This is a genomic window from Sphingobium boeckii, assembly GCF_014199215.1.
GTDB lineage: Bacteria > Pseudomonadota > Alphaproteobacteria > Sphingomonadales > Sphingomonadaceae > Sphingobium_A > Sphingobium_A boeckii.
Window position 1 is genome coordinate 1 of the sequence record NZ_JACIJC010000004.1, and the last position, 17,038, is coordinate 17,038.

Here is a 17,038-nt window from a genome sequence, read left to right on the forward strand (position 1 = left end):
CGCCATCTTGACCCACCAATGAAACTCGAAACATAACCTACAGACGGGTCACTTCTCGATGAAAACCCCGGGTCACTTCTCAGCAGCAATCAACACTGATTCAGGCTCCGCATGAGCCGATATGATCTGACCGACTTCGAATGGCGTGTGATCGAACCGCTGTTGCCCAATAAGCCGCGAGGCGTTCCCCGCGTCGATGACCGCCGCGTGCTGAACGGCATCTTCTGGGTGCTGCGCTCCGGTGCGTCATGGCGCGACCTTCCCGAACGCTATGGCCCCCGCACCACCTGCTACAACCGCTTCGTGCGATGGCGGAAGGCCGGTGTCTGGGATCGGATGATGGATGCCATCACTGCCGCCTACGACGGTGACATCCAAATGATCGACAGCACTTCCATCCGGGCGCACCAACAGGCTGCGACGGCAAAAAGGGGGATCGAGATCATTGTCTCGGTCGATCACGGGGCGGGCTCACAACGAAAATCCATGCCGTCGTCGATGCGCGAGGTCTCCCGATCCGGCTCGGCCTGACAGCCGGGCAGGCACATGATGGCCAGGTTGCAGATCAGCTACTCAACCAACTTGGACCGCACACGATCGTGCTCGCCGACAAGGCCTACGATGCCGACCGCATCCGCACGTTGATCGAGGAACAAGGTGCGACGCCCAACATCCCGGCCAAATCCAATCGGAAATGGAAGCCATGCTTCAGCAAACGGCTTTATCACGAACGCAACCTGATCGAGCGGTTCTTCTCCAAGCTGAAGCACTTTCGCCGGGTCGCCACCCGATACGACAAGCTGGCCGCCAACTTCCTCGCCATGGTCCAACTCGCATCAATGCGGCTGTGGCTCCGCGTTTATGAGTCTACGGCCTAGTCGCTCTGTCACTCGCTGAATCAATGATCTCGTCCGACACCGGCTACCCCGCTCAAAGAGCGGCAATCAACCCGTTCAAGCCACATACCGCAAGGCGACCGTCAGAACACGCTTACGAAAGAACACAATTGGTCGGGAGCCGCCGCAATACCGGACCGTCCGCTCCCAGGGTTTGAAAGTCGGCGGCTGAATGTCTTGGAAGGGTTTGCGAATGGCAATTTTACCTCACCACTCATATGAGTCAAAATGCCGCCTGCCCAGAATCATCCAACGTACTTACAAGTTAGCCTCAGATCCGGCGCGCACCAAATCCGCCCGCAAATAACGTCCTGCTGTATAATAGTGCCAAGCAGCCCAGAATCCGGTGAAAGCAGTCCCAACGAGAATGTAACGCAAGGACTCGGCTGGGTTTTCCAGATGCGGCTTCAGCACATCTGATAGCGACCCAATTAAGACCGGCGCGATCAAGAGATTCGCAATATTCACACAGAATAGGAACCAGGCGCAAACTTGTGATCGCATTATGGCCGGCACAAGATTTTGGACGAGCGCAAATGATGGCCCAATATAGATGTAGATGGTTGGGACAAAAAACCACAGCGCGAGAATGGAAAGTCGGTCGGAGCCAAGCGAATAAGCAAATATCGACGGAACCGTCGGAAGCAGTGTCGCGAGCGCGATAAACCAGGTTTGAAAACGGGCATCCCGATAAGCGAGCTGCTTCATCAGATATGCGGTGACCAAGGTGGCACCAATCCCGCCGACGCCGTGCATTAACCCGAGCATTTGACCACTGTCGCTCAAGCTGATGTGGTGGCTGCGCAATAGAAAAGCGGGTGTCCACCAGACCATCCCCCAGCCCCAATAAGTTAGAACCGTGGCGCCAGCCAGAATGTGCAATAGAGCTTTTTGTCCGAGAACGAACCGAAAAGTTTCGCCCATGCTTGCCATCTTCGCAACTGGCCGGCTGTCCAGTCGACCCCTGAGCGGTTCTTTCACGGTGATTGCCAGCAGCAGGGCGAGTGGCAATCCTGCAAGGCCAAAGGCATAGAGGACGACACGCCATCCATATGCGTCGACGAGATAACCTCCGAGTGATGCTCCTATAGCTGCACCGGCGGCAGCACCGATCGAGAATAGCGACATCGCGAAGGCCCGCATGCGCGGCTGAAATTTGTCTGCTAGAAGCGATTGTGAGGGCGGGATGCCACCAGCTTCGCCAACGCCAACCGCCATCCGCACGAACAGGAGCTGCCAGAAGTTTTGAGTAAGACCGCACAATGCTGTGAGGAGCGACCAGCTAGTTAGCGCGATCGCGATCATGCGCTTCCGGTTCGCCCGGTCCGCCAGAATGCCGAGCGGAATTCCGGCAGCGACATAAAAGATAGCAAGTGCCGCACCAGTAAGAAGCCCTACGGCGCTGTCGCTGAGCTGAAACTCAATCTTGATAGGTTCAATCAGGGTCGATACGACAAAACGATCCGCGATGTTGACGGTATACACCAAGGTCATAACGAACAAGACGTACCAGCGGTCCGCTTCCAGCGAATGCCCCTCCCTTGAACGATCCCCGCTGATGTCCATCGTCGTCTCTCTCCCGTATCGTGTCGTTCTCACGCCCGTATATTGATATTTGATGTCATGCCGCAGATTGAACCGAGCTTGGCGTGAGACCGTTTGCAATAAATTCACGTGCCATTTTGCAATACCAATCTACGAAGCTCATCACATAGGGCTCGGCCGAAGGGGAATAGGGTCCTGGAATATAGCCCGCGCTATTGACGCCGAGTTGGTTGTTCTCGATGAAATCCCGATCTTGCATGTTGGTCTCGTCCCACAGACGGATCACGTCGGCGACCTGATAATCCACACCTTCGACTGCGTCTTTATGCACCAGCCATTTGGCTGTCACTTTGGTCAGAGTCGGGTGGACGGGATTTGCGCTGAACATGAATGCGCTATCGACAGTAACGTGGCAGAAGTTATTTGGCTCGATCGCCCAACGTAAGGCGCCCAGATCGCGACCGTCCTGCTCTATCAACCGCTTGGACACAAGCGCACCGCCATCTACGGAAAAGGTGACTTTGCCTTCGTTCAGAGGCACGCGCGCGACCTGCCACCAGTCGTTCATCTCCGACGGGACGTCCAGACCCAGCAAGCGCAACCTGCGCGTGGTTTCGGTTTCATCGACATGCTCGAGGGCACCACCACGTTCACCGATCGCAATCGGATAGGCTTTTTGAAACTCTGGATGTCCTGCCGCGCAATGATAGCATTCACGGCTGTTTTCCATGACCAGCTTCCAATTGCCGCGTTCTTCTAAATAGCCAATATGCGCGATCTTCGCATCCTGAAGATTATAGGGACGTAAAGCTCGTTCAACGCTGGCACGAAACGGAGAAAAATCGAGCGGTGTCTTGGCGACGCTGGCATAGACGCAACCAGCAACGGTTTCGACGTGAATTGGCACCAATCCATGATTTTCGGGGATGAAATCATCCGCCATTTTGGCAGCGCGAAGAAGCTTACCGGTGAGATCATAGTTCCACTGATGATAAGGGCAGACGAAACGAGGTGTGCGACCCGCAGCTTCTTGGCAAATCCGGGCACCGCGATGTCGGCAGCTGTTGTGAAAGCCACGAATGATGCCGTCCTTCCCCCGGACGATGATGACGGCCGCACTTCCGATTTCTAGTGCGATGTAGGCGCCACTCTGAGGAAATTCGATCTCGAAACCGACCATCGTCCAGGCACGTTCAAAAATTGCCTTCATATCGAAATCGAAGACGTCTTGGTCGGTGTAAAATGCTTGGGGAAGACTATGATCGGGGCGGCGTTGCTCCAGCAGTGCGCTCATTCGTCCTAAATCAAACATCTGGATCCCTCGTAGCTGACTTTTTGCAGACGGTTTCGCAACCATGCCCAATTGCGTGGGCGCGAGCTAATCTGAAAATGAGAGAGTGCGATCGCTTTTTGCGATTGATGACAATCCCAAAGTCGCAACGGTTTACAGCAATATATGGCGTTAAGGCGGACAGGCATAATCTGGTTGCGATTGTAGTCATCGCATTTTAGCGTTGAAACCTGTGGCGCAAGGTAGATTGAGCATGGGACTTATAACGCGAACGAATCTTCCGCTGAATGCTCTTAGAGCGTTCGAGGCGGTCGCACGCGCAAAGAGTTTTCGCGCTGGCGCGCAAGCGCTTAGCGTTACGCAGAGTGCTGTAAGCAGACATATTGCCGTCTTGGAAGCGCAGGTGTCGGTTAAACTGTTTTTAAGGCGGCCAAACGGCGTCGACGTGACTCAAGAAGGCGCTCAGTTGTTGGAGGCTGTAAGCCGCGGTTTGGGAGCAATTGAGCAGGCGATGCATCAGATTACCGGAAGCAAGCAGCTCCGTATTCATATACCGCCTGCATTTTTACACAGTTTGGCAATGCCCTTTCTCAGAGAATTTCGGGAAGCAAATCCGGATGTTTCGGTCGACTTGTCGAGCACCATTGGCACCGGCATTCGGATGGATGGACTCGACCTTGCAATCGTGTTTGATCGTCCGCGTGTCGGTGAATCCATAAGGGACTTGCTGTGGGAAATTCAGCTTACACCCGTTTGCAAGCCGGAACTCGTGAGCAAATATCGAGACGCAGGACTTTCTGCTCTCATGGCGTCCGAGGATCTTCTCCATGTCCGCATTGCCGACGAACCGGCGAACCTTCTGTGGGCGCGGTATGCTGCTGAGATTGGGTATCAACTTGATCACAGCCGTGGCGTGATCTTCGAGACCATGACGCTGGCAATCGATTATGCCATTGCCGGCATGGGAGTCGCCCTGGCGGATGTGACCATGTATGCTGACAGACTGAAGTCCGGTGATCTCGCCACTCCATTTCCCTCTGGGGCGAAAGTCGGGTACGGATACTATTTGCAGATCAATCCAGAGGCTATGAAAGAGACGATCGTTCGTCGGTTTCGAGCTTCTTTGATAGACCGCTTTTCCGCTTTTGTAAGTCAGACTCAACCTTCCTCAATCGGTTGATTGTGGCCCTAAGCTCAGATGCTCCCCGTCTTGTCAGAAATCCTAGACCGATTAATGCCTCGTCCACGCCCAAAGATTGATCTTGGCCGCGTGTCTGTCAGGCTTTGGATCTCTTAATCAGGCACATAGCGGGCCAATACGCGCTCCCTCCAATGCGGCGGGCAGTTCATCGCGCAGAGCTTCAACAAGTCGACTTATTTTGGGCAGCAAATGACGACGCTGCGGATAGACCGCCCAGATCGGCTCCTCGTCTGGCTGAAACTTGCCAAGTATCTGCTGCAACTGGCCCGATCTGATGTACGGCAGAACGTAGAATTCTGGCAGCTGGCAAATCCCCATGCCAGCCAATGCGGCATCTACGACCGCGGTCCCGCTGTTGCATCGCCATCGTCCCTGTGGACGATGGAAATGTTGCTGATCACCGACCTTAAAATGCCAAGCGGTCGCAGTGCCTGCGAGGCACTCGTGCTGACTGAGTTCGGACACGTCACTTGGTATGCCACGCCTTGCGAGATAATCGGTTGCTGCGCAGGCGTAATGGGTCCGATACGCAATGCGAGTGCCTATGAGCCGCGAGTCGGCAAGGGTGCCCGTTCGCACGGCAAGATCAAACCCTTCGCCTACTAGGTCGACTAGACAATTATTGAGTTCGATCACCACACTCACTTTTGGATGCCGCTCGCAAAAGCGCCGAATGATCGGGGCAAGAAAGCGTTCACCAAGGGCGGCCGAGCATGTGACGCGAAGGTCACCTTGAGGTTCGCCCCCCTCACCGACCATTGCGAAAGCCTCATCGCGCTCCAAAACGATACGACGACAATGGTCAAGCAATGTTTGGCCAGTCGCAGTCAACCGGATCGTGCGCGTGGTACGAATGAACAGCTGGTTCTGGACACGCACCTCAAGTCGCGCGATCGCGCGGGTGATATGCGCGGCTGAGACTCCCAGCGTCCGTGCACCGCCAATGAAACTGCCAGCGTTCGCCACCGCCACAAGCTCTTCCATACCATCCCAAGTACCCATCGTCATTATTCCCATACTGTAATAATGAATTACAAAATGGCATGATTATCAGATTTTTCGGAGCACTATAGATTAATCGAATTATTCCGGAGCGAATCATGAAAACCCGTGCTGCCGTTGCGTTTGAAGCCAAACAGCCCCTCGAGATTGTCGAGCTGGATCTCGAAGGCCCAAAAGCCGGCGAAGTGCTGATTGAGATCATGGCCTCCGGCATCTGCCATACCGACGCCTATACGCTTGATGGACTGGACAGCGAGGGACTCTTTCCGAGCGTATTGGGACATGAAGGTGCCGGAGTTGTTCGTGCCATTGGGGCCGGGGTTTTCTCCGTCATGCCGGGCGACCATGTGATCCCGCTTTACACACCCGAATGCCGCCAGTGTAAATCGTGCCTCAGCGGTAAGACCAATCTCTGTACCGCTATTCGGGCGACCCAGGGAAAGGGCCTGATGCCCGATGGCACCACTCGCTTCTCGTACAAGGGACAGGCAATCTCCCACTATATGGGTTGTTCAACCTTCTCGAACTTCACCGTTGTGCCAGAGATTGCGGTCGCGAAAATCCGCGAGGATGCGCCATTTCAAACGAGCTGCTACATCGGCTGCGGGGTCACAACCGGCGTCGGGGCAGTAGTCAACACCGCCAAGGTGCAGGTGGGCGACAACGTCATCGTGTTCGGACTCGGGGGCATCGGCCTCAACGTACTGCAGGGTGCCAAGATGGCCGGCGCGAACATGGTCGTCGGCGTCGATGTTAATCCAGACCGTGAAGAATGGGGCCGCCGCTTTGGCATGACTCATTTCGTGAATCCGAAGGACGTGACTGATATCGTCGCTCATCTCGTCGCGCTGACGGATGGCGGCGCCGACTATACGTTCGACTGTACTGGCAACACGACCGTGATGCGTCAGGCGCTTGAGGCGTGCCACCGCGGCTGGGGAACAAGCATCGTGATCGGCGTGGCCGAGGCAGGCATGGAGATCAGCACACGCCCCTTCCAACTGGTTACAGGGCGCAACTGGCTCGGCACCGCTTTCGGCGGCGCGAAGGGGCGCACCGATGTGCCCAAGATCGTAGACTGGTATATGAATGGCAAGATCGAAATCGACCCGATGATCACCCACGTGTTGACGTTGGATGAGATCAACCAGGGGTTCGATCTGATGCATGCCGGTGAAAGCATTCGCAGCGTCGTCGTATTTTGATACTCAAGCAAGGAAGCTCTCATGTCTAATATTTCCCTACACCCGTTACTCAATGATGGCTTGACGCTTGGTTCCGGCACTTTCGCGGGTGGCACCCTCGTGTGTCATTGCGCGGACAAGCCAGTGAAGGTTTCGGTCGGAAGCGATGCCCTTCATAACCATGCCTGCGGATGTACTAAATGCTGGAAGCCGGACGGCGCGATTTTTTCGATTGTTGGCGTGGTTCCGAAGCACACAATTTCGGTCCTTGAGAATGGCGACAAGCTGGCCATTGTTGAAGAGGCCGCCACCATCCAGCGGTACGCTTGCACTGGCTGCGGCGTGCATCTTTTTGGCCGCATAGAGAAGGCGCATGCTTTCCATGGCCTGGATTTCATCCACGCCGAGCTTTTCGAGGAACAGGGTGCCGCAGCACCAGGGTTCGCGGCATTCGTGTCATCGGCCATTGAAGGCGGGGTAGATCCGGTCGAGATGGACGGTATTCGTGCACGCTTCAAGGACATCGGACTGGAGCCATATGACTGCCTGAATCCTCCACTCATGGATGCGCTGGCGACTTTCGCGGCCAAGCAGAACGCTTGATTGCGCTGGAGGCGATTTCGGCAAGTCGGACGTTCCGCAGTGCAGGGCGCGCGCCAACATGCTCCTGCCGCCAACCGCATTGAAATGACTGAATTTCGCGGCAAATGCCCGGAATTCAGAATTTTCGTAGCGTCGGATATATCTATGCACGACGAAGTCGCCGACGCGTTGCAACGTGATGTTAGCCATAGGGGCATCCTTGGTTTGTCGCCGCGACGCCTGAATGGCGACGCGGGTCCAAGGACAGACTGGGTATTTTTGAACGACAAGGAACGTAGACATGCCGCAATATGACGTCCTTATCGTAGGGGCCGGGCACGGTGGCGCACAGGCAGCAATCGCATTGCGGCAGAATAATTTCGAAGGCAGTATCGCGCTGCTGGGAGATGAGCCGGAAGCACCCTATGAGCGCCCGCCGCTTTCGAAAGAATATTTCTCCGGGGAACGAAGCTTCGAACGCATCCTGATCCGTCCCTTGGCTTTCTGGGCCGAGCGGGACATCGACCTTTTGCTGGAGCGTCGCGTCATTGCCGTCGACCCGGTCGAACATCTTGTGACGCTTGGGGACGGTTCCACGATCGGTTATGGCAGCCTTGTCTGGGCGACCGGAGGGGCACCGCGGACCTTGACCTGTTCGGGGCATGATCTGAAAGGAGTTCATAGCGTTCGCACCCGGGCCGATGTCGACAGGATGTTAGCGGAAACCCGGACGGCGCGTGACATCATAGTGATCGGCGGCGGCTATATCGGGCTCGAGGCGGCCGCCGTTTTGACCAAAATGGGCAAGCACGTAACCGTGCTAGAAGCGATGAATCGGGTATTGGCCCGCGTCGCAGCCGAGCCGCTGTCTCGTTTTTATGAGGCGGAACACCGAGCCCAAGGGGTAGATATCCGCCTCAGCGCGCGCGTTGATTGCATCAACGAATCGGATGGCTGGGTTTCGGGCGTGCGGATGCACGACGGCAGTATTCTTCCTGCCGACATGGTGATTGTGGGAATCGGCATCATCCCAGCCGTCGAGCCTCTCATCGTAGCGGGAGCTACGGGCGGGAATGGGATCGATGTCGATATCTTTTGCCAGACTTCCCTACCTGACGTCTATGCCATTGGCGACTGCGCAATGCACCCCAACCCATTCGCTGATGGTGCCCCAATTCGGCTGGAGTCAGTGCAGAATGCTAATGATCAGGCCACCGTGGTCGCCAAGGCCATCAACGGCGAAGCCGTACCGTATCAAGCCGTGCCATGGTTCTGGTCAAATCAATATGATCTGCGTTTGCAGACGGTCGGCCTGAGCCTGGGCTACGATAACATCGTCCAGCGCGGTGATCCTGCGACCCGCAGTTTCTCAATCATATACCTCAAGTCGGGACGCGTGATCGCTCTCGACTGCGTCAACGCGACGAAGGACTATGTCCAGGGGAAAGCACTGGTGGTTAATCGGCGGTCACCGGATCTGCATCAACTCGCAGATCTGGGGATTTCTCTCAAAACTCTTGTCGCATGAATGACATCCAGCTCAGAAGCCAAAGCGGGCTCGCACAGCTCAGCAGAGCGGTCGAAAACCAAGCATCGGAGCGTTGAGATATCAATCTTGCCTACCCGACGTGGATGCAGATCAGCCCTCCGACGATCAGGCAAAGGCCGGCAGCCTGATGGTGAGAAATTCTATCTCTAAAGACGAGCCATGCCAAAACAACTGTCACTGGACTCTGAAACGAGCTCAGCACTGTAACCACGGCCACATGGCCCGTCTTCATTCCCGCACTGATGGCGACATAACCCGCCAGCACCGTGAAACCAGTGCCAATCATATAACGCCATGCCGGCCGCTCTATCGGCTCACTCCTGCTACCAACCAGTGCCAGCTTAAGCGCGTAGATGATGAGCCCGGTCAAATTATAGACCATGACAGGCGCGATCGGCCCAAGCACCGGCACAGCTTCGCGGCCCAGAAGAAAAAATTGAAAGCCATATAGGATCGCTGCCGTCACCGACCACGGTATCGAGCGGCGCGCGAAGTTTGCGGCGCTGGCGTTTTGCTGGGAAGACTGTGAAGCAGCCGTGAGAATTGCGCCAGAGATGCACGCGATCAGTCCGAAGATCAGCGGTCGGCGTATCTGGTCGCCCGAAGCAATCGCCAACAATGTGGTAACAGCACCATAGCTTGCCACGATCGGCACTACCGACGCGACTTGCGCAAGAGCAAGCGCGCGGAACAGCGACAGCGTGGCCCCGATACCAAAAAAAGCGCCGACGATCGCAATCGCCCATGCTTCCAGCGGCGCGGTAAAGATTTGCGTTGCTTGCCCGCAATCTACGATCAACAACAATCCCAGGACGCAGCAGCCGAGTGCCTGGTTGACGATCATTGTCCTGACCACCCCTGCAGCGCGCGCAGCCCTTTGCGCGAGCAGGTCGGTAACGCCCCAAAACAATGCGGTCATCAACCCAAACGCAATGGCATAGCTCATCGAAAATCCGTTCCATCCTGATGAACGCCACGGCGAGGCTGGAGCAGCGTGCAATCCCTCCGGCGGCCCCGACGACCGGCATCGATCATGAGATACCGACAACAATGCAAAGGACTGGACGGCCGACGGATGTGGTGTCGGAAAGCGTCCAACGACCCAGCCGACATAGCCGCGTTCGCGGCGACGTGAAGGATGCTCTTATATGCCCCAGATTTGACGGAATTCGAACCATTGGCGGTCCGTCGAATAGCCGACAGGCTATGGAGAATTGAAGCAAGATGGCGTTGGCCATCCCAATTAATGACGCGTCACCGCGGCCGATAGGCTCTTGGGCTAAATAATGAGGCTCGGCGCGCGATTGAATACTGTGGCGAGTAGGAGCGTGGCGGGATGCCATAAGCATTGCCCGCCACGCTTGCGACCTTAATAGTTGAAGCCCAGCCGAACACCGTAAGTCCGAGGCGCTTCTCGCTGCGCCCCTATCGGGGAGCCTTGATAGACGCCGCTGGCGTAGCCCTGTGAAATGACGAATTCATTCGTCAGGTTCTTGCCAAAGCCCTCAAGATACCACTTCTGGCCTGGGGACGAATATCGCAACCGAGCATCAATTGTTCCAACCGCTTTTTGAAAATTGTTGCGAAGGTTGAAAGCATCGAAATATTTGAGCCCTCGCCATGTATACGATACCTGCGGCTCGATCGACGCGCCATCTGGCAGGTGAATGGTATAAACAGCATCCAAATAATAAGACCACTTTGAGTTGAATGGCAGCCTATTTCCCTTCAAATTAAGAAGTCCAAGAGATGTGTATTGAGGATTCTGAGTAATAAATTCTCCAAATTTTCCATCGATGAGCGATCCCGAAGCTGTTAACTTAAGATCTCGAACAGGTTGAACGGTCAATTCAACCTCTCCTCCATCGACCGTTGCTGAGGCAGCATTTGCAACCGCAATAACAAATCCATTAACGATGGGCGTCTGGATATTTTTGTAGTCGTAATGGTAGCCCGAGACATTCAACTGAACGTGGTTGTTGAACAGCCGAAGTTTTGCACCAGCCTCATAGTCCCAAACCGTTTCAGGTTCGATTGGCCCCTGCGCAGCAGAGATCAGGAACCCGCCGCTTTTGAAACCCTGTGCTACAGTGGCGTAGAGGGTAACATCATTGCTTGGCTGATAATCAAGCGTCGCCTTTGGCGTAAACTTGGAGAACGATACCCGGTCGGGCAATATAGGGCCTTGAAGCGCACCATAATTGTCTACGAACTCGCTTCTGAAGCGCCTCTCATAGCCGTACCGGCCGCCGACCGTGAGCTTGAGTTCAGGCGTAAATGCATAAGTGGCTTGCGCAAATGCCGCATAGGCATTGGTCTTTGCTGCGCCATAGGGCAGAAATGTTCCAAACGGAGGGGTTTCGAAGACATAGCCTGCATAGGGAACGCGATCATTCAGATAATATGCGCCGAGAATGTAGCTCAGCTTGCCCGTCTCACCGATGAGCTGCAGTTCCTGACTGAACTGCCGCCAGTTTTCAAACTGGTCATAATTTACGGCGTCGCCCGTAGTCCGGTCCAAATCCAGATAGTTGCTGTATTGGCCGTTGCGATAGGCGGTAATCGATTTGAAGCTGAGGTCGTCGGATATCTCATAATCAAGAATGCCGGAAAAGCCGTAATAAGTACGCGTGCTATCGGGACGATTATTTTGGTAGAGATTCTGCGGGTCGATTGCCATGCTGTTGCTATCAACTGGGTTTGTGATCCCTCCATATGCAGTTACGCCAAGTGGGCGCACGGTGGTGATCAATGCCGCCGCTGCTGCCGCTGCGGTTGGATTTACAGCCTTTGGCACAAGCTGATCGGCGAAGCGCCGCTGAATACCGTCGCCGATATAATGGACCGTGACCGAGGTGTCCTCCCCATGATAATAATCGCCGGCGAGTGTAATCTTTAGCCGGTCAGTCGGCGTATATTCCATAGTACCCCGGAAACCGCCTTGATTAAGACTGTCGAAATGCTCGCCGGTGGGAACATTCAATGAATAGCCGCCATGTCTTTGATATTGGCCGCCGAAGCGAACTTTCAGGACATCCGGTATGACGGCACCACTGACAAAGCCGTTGAGTTCGAAGCTGTTATAATTGCCATAGGATACGCTTCCCCCGGCGTGGAATTCCTCTGTGGGTGCATTGGGAATGATGTTGACGGCGCCGCCAGTCGAATTGCGACCATAGAGCGTCCCTTGCGGACCACGCAGCACCTCGAGACGCTGAACGTCGATAAACGCTCCGCCAATTTCGTTAGCGTGGGCCAGATACACCCCGCCTGCGTACACAGCCACTGACCCTTCTACAGCAGGCCCAAAGGAGGACAGGCCCAGACCTCGAATGTTTACCTTGGTCGTTCCCGATTCATTATTTACTGCAACGCCGGCGATCTGGCCAACAATGCCTTCCACAGAGCCAATACCCTTTTTGGCCAGGTCAGCTCCCGCAAGCGCAGTAATCGACAATGCCGTTTTTTGAATGGAGCTCTCACGCTTTTCCGCGGTGATCACGATTTCGTCCATTTGGACGCTGTCGGATGTCGCGGCCGCACCCTCTGATGTCTGATCTTGCGCCAGTGCGCTCGATGCTAAGCACGTCAGCGCTACGCCAGTAAGTAAACCGGTATATTTCGACTTGGTCATGAGATTACCCCTTTTCTTTGATTTTGGAACGAGATTCAGCGTCCGAAGAAATACGCGCTTCTCGGTACGCTTCGTGCTCCACCTGACATTGCGGCTCTTGATGACCGCATTGATGTTTGATCCACCGACATTGGCGTTGCGCCAATTACCACTGACGCGCTTTTTCGCCGCGACCACCGCTCCTGTCGGCTCGTCGAAGCATCGCCGCGAAAGGCGGCTTGGCCCAATAATTTCCGCCCCATTGCTGGGCTGCCGCAAGGCCGGGCCATAGTTTTTCGAGCCAAAACCAATGGGAAGGCATGGCGAGCGCGGGCCACATGTTTTCGTGTCGCATGATACGCCGCATCACACAGCGGATATTGAAACACGCAGCGAGATCGGGATTTCTCTGAGATCGAGATGAACGGCCCTCTCAGCCCGGCAAACTGGGTGAAATCAAGACCAAGCTTAGCATTGGAGAATTGCGTCGGCAGCACCTTGCTCACGAGACCCTCCATCTGATCGTCGCTCAAGATTGCCCACAGCAAACGTATATGTCTAATATATTTATCCAAGATAATTTATTTGTTTTGAGTATTAATTGATACCCCGGATTAACAGCTTCGTCCCCTCAAAGATTGGCCCATTTCGCTGTTGGCGCTTCGCACCTCGCCGGCGCTCAAATTCATCAGCACGGCCGTCGTGGCGGAAGAATCCAAAGACAGCCCAGAACCAATAAACTAGCATAATATCGATGATCATTTTTCTGGCTGGCCCGACCGTTGTGATCGACACCCCCTCTCCTTCCTTCAGGCGCTGACGTCGATATCACGCCATACGCTGCGCAACAGATTGAGAGCAGGCGAGGCGTCAGACGCCCGCCAGCTCAAAATGATCGGCGAAACAGCGTCCGGTTCGCTTATAGGTCGATATGCGATATCGTCGCGCCGCAGCCTTCGAACCGCATTGGGCACGATCGATATTCCCGCCCTCGCGACCACGAGCCCCAATGCCGTTTGAAGTTCACGAACTTCCCTGATGTGCTGCGGTGTCGCCGCATATTGGCGAAACAAACCAAGAATTTGATCGGCATAGCTGGGCCGTGGTTCGCTTGGGTAGACAATCAGAGTATCTTCAAGCAATTCCAGGATCGAGACAGAAGAACGGTCTGGCGCGAGCGGATGATCAGTTGGGAGCGCCACGACAAGAGGCTCCAATTCGAGCACCTGCCGCTCAATCGCACTGTCTTCAAAAATAAGGCGCCCTATCCCCGCATCGACCGATCCATCTTTCAGAGCCTTCATTTGCGCCAACGTGTTCATTTCTACCAAATCTATGTCAAGTTCCGGAGCCAGGGCCCGGAATGATCGTAACATTGTGGGCACCGGCCCATATATGGTTGATCCGACAAATCCGATGACAAAACGCTGGCGCCCATTCTCCTTATACCGTCGCATGGCATGTTTGAGGCGATCGACGCTGTTCAAGGTGTCGTGAGCGAGATCCAAGAGAAGGCGCCCGGCGTCGGTCAGCGCGATCGGACGACTTTTTCGCTCAAAAAGATTCGCTCCCAACTCCTGCTCGAGTTCCAGGATCTGTCGGCTCAGCGGTGGCTGAGCCATGCCAAGTTGGTTTGCTGCGCGCGTGAAATTTCGTGCTGCTGCAACCGCCATAAAATAGCGCAAGTGTCGAAGTTCCATGACGATACCCATTGAGTATCAAAGCCGATTAATCAAGTCTTTGTCGCGGCCGTGTTTGCTCGCTATCCAATCAGCCATGCAATATGAAAATGGTATGATCGCGATTGAACGCGTGGAAACAATCATCTTGGATGTCCCCACGATCCGACCTCATGTTCTCGCGATGACCACAATGTATCGGCAGACAGTGTGCCTGTTGCGGCTGCATTGTGCTGACGGTTCAATCGGGATTGGGGAAGCCACCACTATTGGCGGCCTGTCATATGGCGACGAGAGCCCCGAGGGCATCAAGCTGGCGATCGACAGCTATTTCGCGCCTTTACTGCTCGTTGGCGACGCGAGCCGTCCTGCCATGATCATGGCGGCCCTTGGCCGCTCGATCGTCGGCAATCATTTTGCCAAATGTGCGGTAGAGACCGCGCTGCTGGACGCGCAGGGCAAGCGTACAGGTCTCGCGATCAGCGAATTGCTGGGGGGACGGGTGCGCGATGAGCTTCCTGTGCTGTGGACGCTCGCAAGCGGCAGTACGGCCGACGACATCGCCGAGGCCGAGACGATGCTCGACCTCCGCCGGCATAAGGCTTTCAAACTGAAAATCGGAAAACGAGCCCTCGTTGAAGACGTGACCCATGTCGGCGCAATCAAAAGAGCGCTTGGCGACCGCGCTTCCATTCGCGTCGACATCAACATGGCGTGGGACGAAACCACCGCACGACGGGGCGTCGCCATGCTGGCTGATATCGGCTGCGATCTCGTCGAGCAGCCGATCAGTCGCAACAATCGGGAGGGGATGGCCCGGCTGCGCGCCCTCTCTGCGATCCCGATCATGGCGGACGAGGCGCTGCATGGACCGGAAGACGCATTTGATTTTGCGCGGAGTGCGGCAGCAGACGTATTCGCCATTAAAATTGAGCAGTCCGGCGGCCTGTCTGCAGCAAAGGCGGTCCAATTGATCGCCGATGCTGCGGGGATAGGCCTCTATGGCGGGACGATGCTCGAGGCGGGCGTTGGCACGATCGCTTCGGCGCATGTCTTTGCCACGTTTCCCAGCCTCGCCTTTGGAACAGAATTGTTCGGACCGCTGCTGCTGACCGAGGAACTCCTCGAGGTACCGCCAACCTACAGTAATTTCGCGTTAAGCGTGCCATCAGGACCAGGACTCGGGATTGCTCTCGACGAAGACTGTATCACATTCCTGCGTCGTGACGCAGCCGCACGTCCCACAATCTCCATCGCTGCAATGCAAAAAGGCTAAATCGATGTTGTTCAAAGTAGAAATGGATGTGAAGGTGCCGCTAGATTATGATGTGGACCACTTCGCCGACCTGAAGCGAAAGGAACTTGAGCGATTTCAGGAACTCCAGAAGGTGGGAACCTGGCGACATATCTGGCGCGTTGTCGGCCTTTACAGCAATATCAGTATCTTCGACGTTACCAGCAGCAGCGAATTGCACGACGTCTTAATTAGCCTACCGCTGTATCCTTTCATGGAAGTGCGCGTCACCGCGCTCTGCCGTCACCCGTCATCCATTCACGACGACGATCGCTAAAGATCGCCACCATATATACGGAGAGGCCCAATGACCCCTGATTTCATTCAGACTCCCATCGTCCAAGACCTTCTCGATCGCGCCGCAGGTATCAGCACCACCGGGGGAAATCCCCGTCTGAAGATTATTCTGCGCGATCTGCTAGAAGGAATGATGGCCGTGATCGTCAAGCACGATATCGACGAAAGCGAGGTCTGGCAGGCAGTGAATTTCCTGCAGCAGGGCGTCACCGAATTCGGCCTCCTGATGCCAGGAGTCGGCCTTGAGCATTTTCTCGATCTGCACATGGACGCAAAAGATGCCGAGGCGGGACTTGAGGGCGGGACGCCGCGCACCATCGAAGGGCCTCTTTATGTTGAGAATGCGCCGCTGGTTGATAGCGACGCCAATCTGACCGACGACCCTGACGATACGGGCACACTTTACATGTCCGGCAATATTTTTGGTGCCGATGGTGAACCTGTCCCGAACGCCGTCCTTCACGTGTGGCACGCGAATTCGAAGGGCTTCTATTCGCATTTCGATCCAACCGGTGAGCAGACACCGTTCAACAACCGTCGAAGGCTTAAGCTCGGCCCGGATGGTCATTACGGCTTCCAGTCGAAGATGCCGAACGGCTACAGTGTTCCCCCCGGTGGTGCCACTGATACGCTCATGCACTTGCTCGGCCGCCATGGACATCGACCGGCACATGTCCATTTCTTCGTAGAGGCTCCCGGCTATCGAACGCTGACGACGCAGATCAATTTCGGTGACGATCCCTTCGCTGCAGACGATTTCGCATTCGGCACACGAGCAGGCCTGCTTCCAGTGCCTAATCGTCAGGGTGATACAGCCTATATTGCCTTCGACTTTGTCCTTCAGCGTTCCGAAAACCCATTGGGCGAAGCTTTTTCCGCACGCGTCCGCGCGCACGCATGAAGGA

General features: G+C 55.4%; 14 protein-coding genes. 8 read left to right on the forward strand and 6 right to left on the reverse strand.

The window, feature by feature from the left end; genetic code table 11:
- Nucleotides 1-111: 111 nt before the first annotated feature.
- Nucleotides 112-878, forward strand: a protein-coding gene (locus FHS49_RS11550; RefSeq protein ID WP_184018665.1) for an IS5 family transposase whose coding sequence is annotated in 2 segments (ribosomal slippage) — nt 112-424 and nt 424-878 — 768 coding nt in all. Because the reading frame shifts where the segments join, the coding sequence is not laid out codon by codon here.
- Nucleotides 879-1,154: 276 nt separating this feature from the next.
- Here FHS49_RS11550 and FHS49_RS11555 read toward each other — a convergent pair.
- A complete protein-coding gene (locus FHS49_RS11555) occupies nt 1,155-2,570 on the reverse strand; it encodes an MFS transporter (RefSeq protein ID WP_184018667.1) in 1,416 nt (471 codons plus the stop codon).
- A complete protein-coding gene (locus tag FHS49_RS11560; protein ID WP_246350655.1) occupies nt 2,518-3,735 on the reverse strand; it encodes an aromatic ring-hydroxylating oxygenase subunit alpha in 1,218 nt (405 codons plus the stop codon). The genes FHS49_RS11555 and FHS49_RS11560 overlap by 53 nt, the downstream gene beginning before the upstream one ends.
- A gap of 250 nt (nt 3,736-3,985) precedes the next feature.
- Here FHS49_RS11560 and FHS49_RS11565 point away from each other — a divergent pair, with 250 nt between their 5' ends.
- Nucleotides 3,986-4,912 carry a LysR family transcriptional regulator gene (locus tag FHS49_RS11565; protein WP_184018671.1) on the forward strand — a complete coding sequence of 309 codons (927 nt, stop codon included), beginning with the start codon at nt 3,986-3,988 and terminating at the stop codon, nt 4,910-4,912.
- A 117-nt stretch (nt 4,913-5,029) separates the two neighbouring features.
- On the opposite strand, the gene FHS49_RS11570 is transcribed toward FHS49_RS11565, so the two are convergent.
- Entirely contained in the window at nt 5,030-5,935 is a 906-nt protein-coding gene (locus FHS49_RS11570) for a LysR family transcriptional regulator (RefSeq protein ID WP_184018673.1), read from the reverse strand.
- A 98-nt stretch (nt 5,936-6,033) separates the two neighbouring features.
- Here FHS49_RS11570 and FHS49_RS11575 point away from each other — a divergent pair, with 98 nt between their 5' ends.
- From FHS49_RS11575 to FHS49_RS11585, 3 genes are all read left to right on the forward strand, one after another.
- On the forward strand, nt 6,034-7,140 hold the full coding sequence (locus tag FHS49_RS11575; protein ID WP_184018675.1) for an S-(hydroxymethyl)glutathione dehydrogenase/class III alcohol dehydrogenase: 1,107 nt from the start codon (nt 6,034-6,036) through the stop codon (nt 7,138-7,140).
- 21 nt (nt 7,141-7,161) lie between these two features.
- Nucleotides 7,162-7,722, forward strand: a complete 561-nt coding sequence (gene gfa, locus FHS49_RS11580) for an S-(hydroxymethyl)glutathione synthase (RefSeq protein WP_184018677.1) — start codon at nt 7,162-7,164, stop codon at nt 7,720-7,722.
- A gap of 280 nt (nt 7,723-8,002) precedes the next feature.
- On the forward strand, nt 8,003-9,229 hold the full coding sequence (locus FHS49_RS11585; RefSeq protein ID WP_184018679.1) for an NAD(P)/FAD-dependent oxidoreductase: 1,227 nt from the start codon (nt 8,003-8,005) through the stop codon (nt 9,227-9,229).
- A 91-nt stretch (nt 9,230-9,320) separates the two neighbouring features.
- On the opposite strand, the gene FHS49_RS11590 is transcribed toward FHS49_RS11585, so the two are convergent.
- The 3 genes from FHS49_RS11590 to FHS49_RS11600 all read right to left on the reverse strand — a co-directional run bounded on the left by FHS49_RS11590 (nt 9,321) and on the right by FHS49_RS11600 (nt 14,575).
- Complete coding sequence (locus tag FHS49_RS11590; protein ID WP_184018681.1) at nt 9,321-10,196, reverse strand: DMT family transporter; 876 nt, start codon at nt 10,194-10,196, stop codon at nt 9,321-9,323.
- Between the two features lie 423 nt (nt 10,197-10,619).
- On the reverse strand, nt 10,620-13,142 hold the full coding sequence (locus tag FHS49_RS11595; RefSeq protein WP_184018683.1) for a TonB-dependent receptor: 2,523 nt from the start codon (nt 13,140-13,142) through the stop codon (nt 10,620-10,622).
- Nucleotides 13,143-13,672: 530 nt separating this feature from the next.
- On the reverse strand, nt 13,673-14,575 hold the full coding sequence (locus FHS49_RS11600; protein ID WP_246350657.1) for a LysR family transcriptional regulator: 903 nt from the start codon (nt 14,573-14,575) through the stop codon (nt 13,673-13,675).
- Between the two features lie 82 nt (nt 14,576-14,657).
- Here FHS49_RS11600 and FHS49_RS11605 point away from each other — a divergent pair, with 82 nt between their 5' ends.
- From FHS49_RS11605 to FHS49_RS11615, 3 genes are read left to right on the forward strand one after another with little or no spacing between them, the layout of a single operon-like run.
- Nucleotides 14,658-15,818 carry a muconate/chloromuconate family cycloisomerase gene (locus tag FHS49_RS11605; RefSeq protein ID WP_184019760.1) on the forward strand — a complete coding sequence of 387 codons (1,161 nt, stop codon included), beginning with the start codon at nt 14,658-14,660 and terminating at the stop codon, nt 15,816-15,818.
- 4 nt (nt 15,819-15,822) lie between these two features.
- Entirely contained in the window at nt 15,823-16,113 is a 291-nt protein-coding gene (locus FHS49_RS11610) for a muconolactone Delta-isomerase (RefSeq protein WP_184018685.1), read from the forward strand.
- 30 nt (nt 16,114-16,143) lie between these two features.
- Entirely contained in the window at nt 16,144-17,034 is an 891-nt protein-coding gene (locus FHS49_RS11615) for a dioxygenase family protein (protein ID WP_184018687.1), read from the forward strand.
- Nucleotides 17,035-17,038: the final 4 nt, after the last annotated feature.

Coding starts and splice junctions, on each gene's coding strand:
- FHS49_RS11560 (WP_246350655.1), bottom strand. CDS start 3,735: ATGAGCGCACTGCTGGAGCAACGCCGCCCCGATCATAGTCTTCCCCAA.
- FHS49_RS11565 (WP_184018671.1), top strand. CDS start 3,986: ATGGGACTTATAACGCGAACGAATCTTCCGCTGAATGCTCTTAGAGCG.
- FHS49_RS11570 (WP_184018673.1), bottom strand. CDS start 5,935: ATGGGTACTTGGGATGGTATGGAAGAGCTTGTGGCGGTGGCGAACGCT.
- FHS49_RS11575 (WP_184018675.1), top strand. CDS start 6,034: ATGAAAACCCGTGCTGCCGTTGCGTTTGAAGCCAAACAGCCCCTCGAG.
- gfa (WP_184018677.1), top strand. CDS start 7,162: ATGTCTAATATTTCCCTACACCCGTTACTCAATGATGGCTTGACGCTT.
- FHS49_RS11585 (WP_184018679.1), top strand. CDS start 8,003: ATGCCGCAATATGACGTCCTTATCGTAGGGGCCGGGCACGGTGGCGCA.
- FHS49_RS11590 (WP_184018681.1), bottom strand. CDS start 10,196: ATGAGCTATGCCATTGCGTTTGGGTTGATGACCGCATTGTTTTGGGGC.
- FHS49_RS11600 (WP_246350657.1), bottom strand. CDS start 14,575: ATGGGTATCGTCATGGAACTTCGACACTTGCGCTATTTTATGGCGGTT.
- FHS49_RS11605 (WP_184019760.1), top strand. CDS start 14,658: ATGATCGCGATTGAACGCGTGGAAACAATCATCTTGGATGTCCCCACG.
- FHS49_RS11610 (WP_184018685.1), top strand. CDS start 15,823: ATGTTGTTCAAAGTAGAAATGGATGTGAAGGTGCCGCTAGATTATGAT.
- FHS49_RS11615 (WP_184018687.1), top strand. CDS start 16,144: ATGACCCCTGATTTCATTCAGACTCCCATCGTCCAAGACCTTCTCGAT.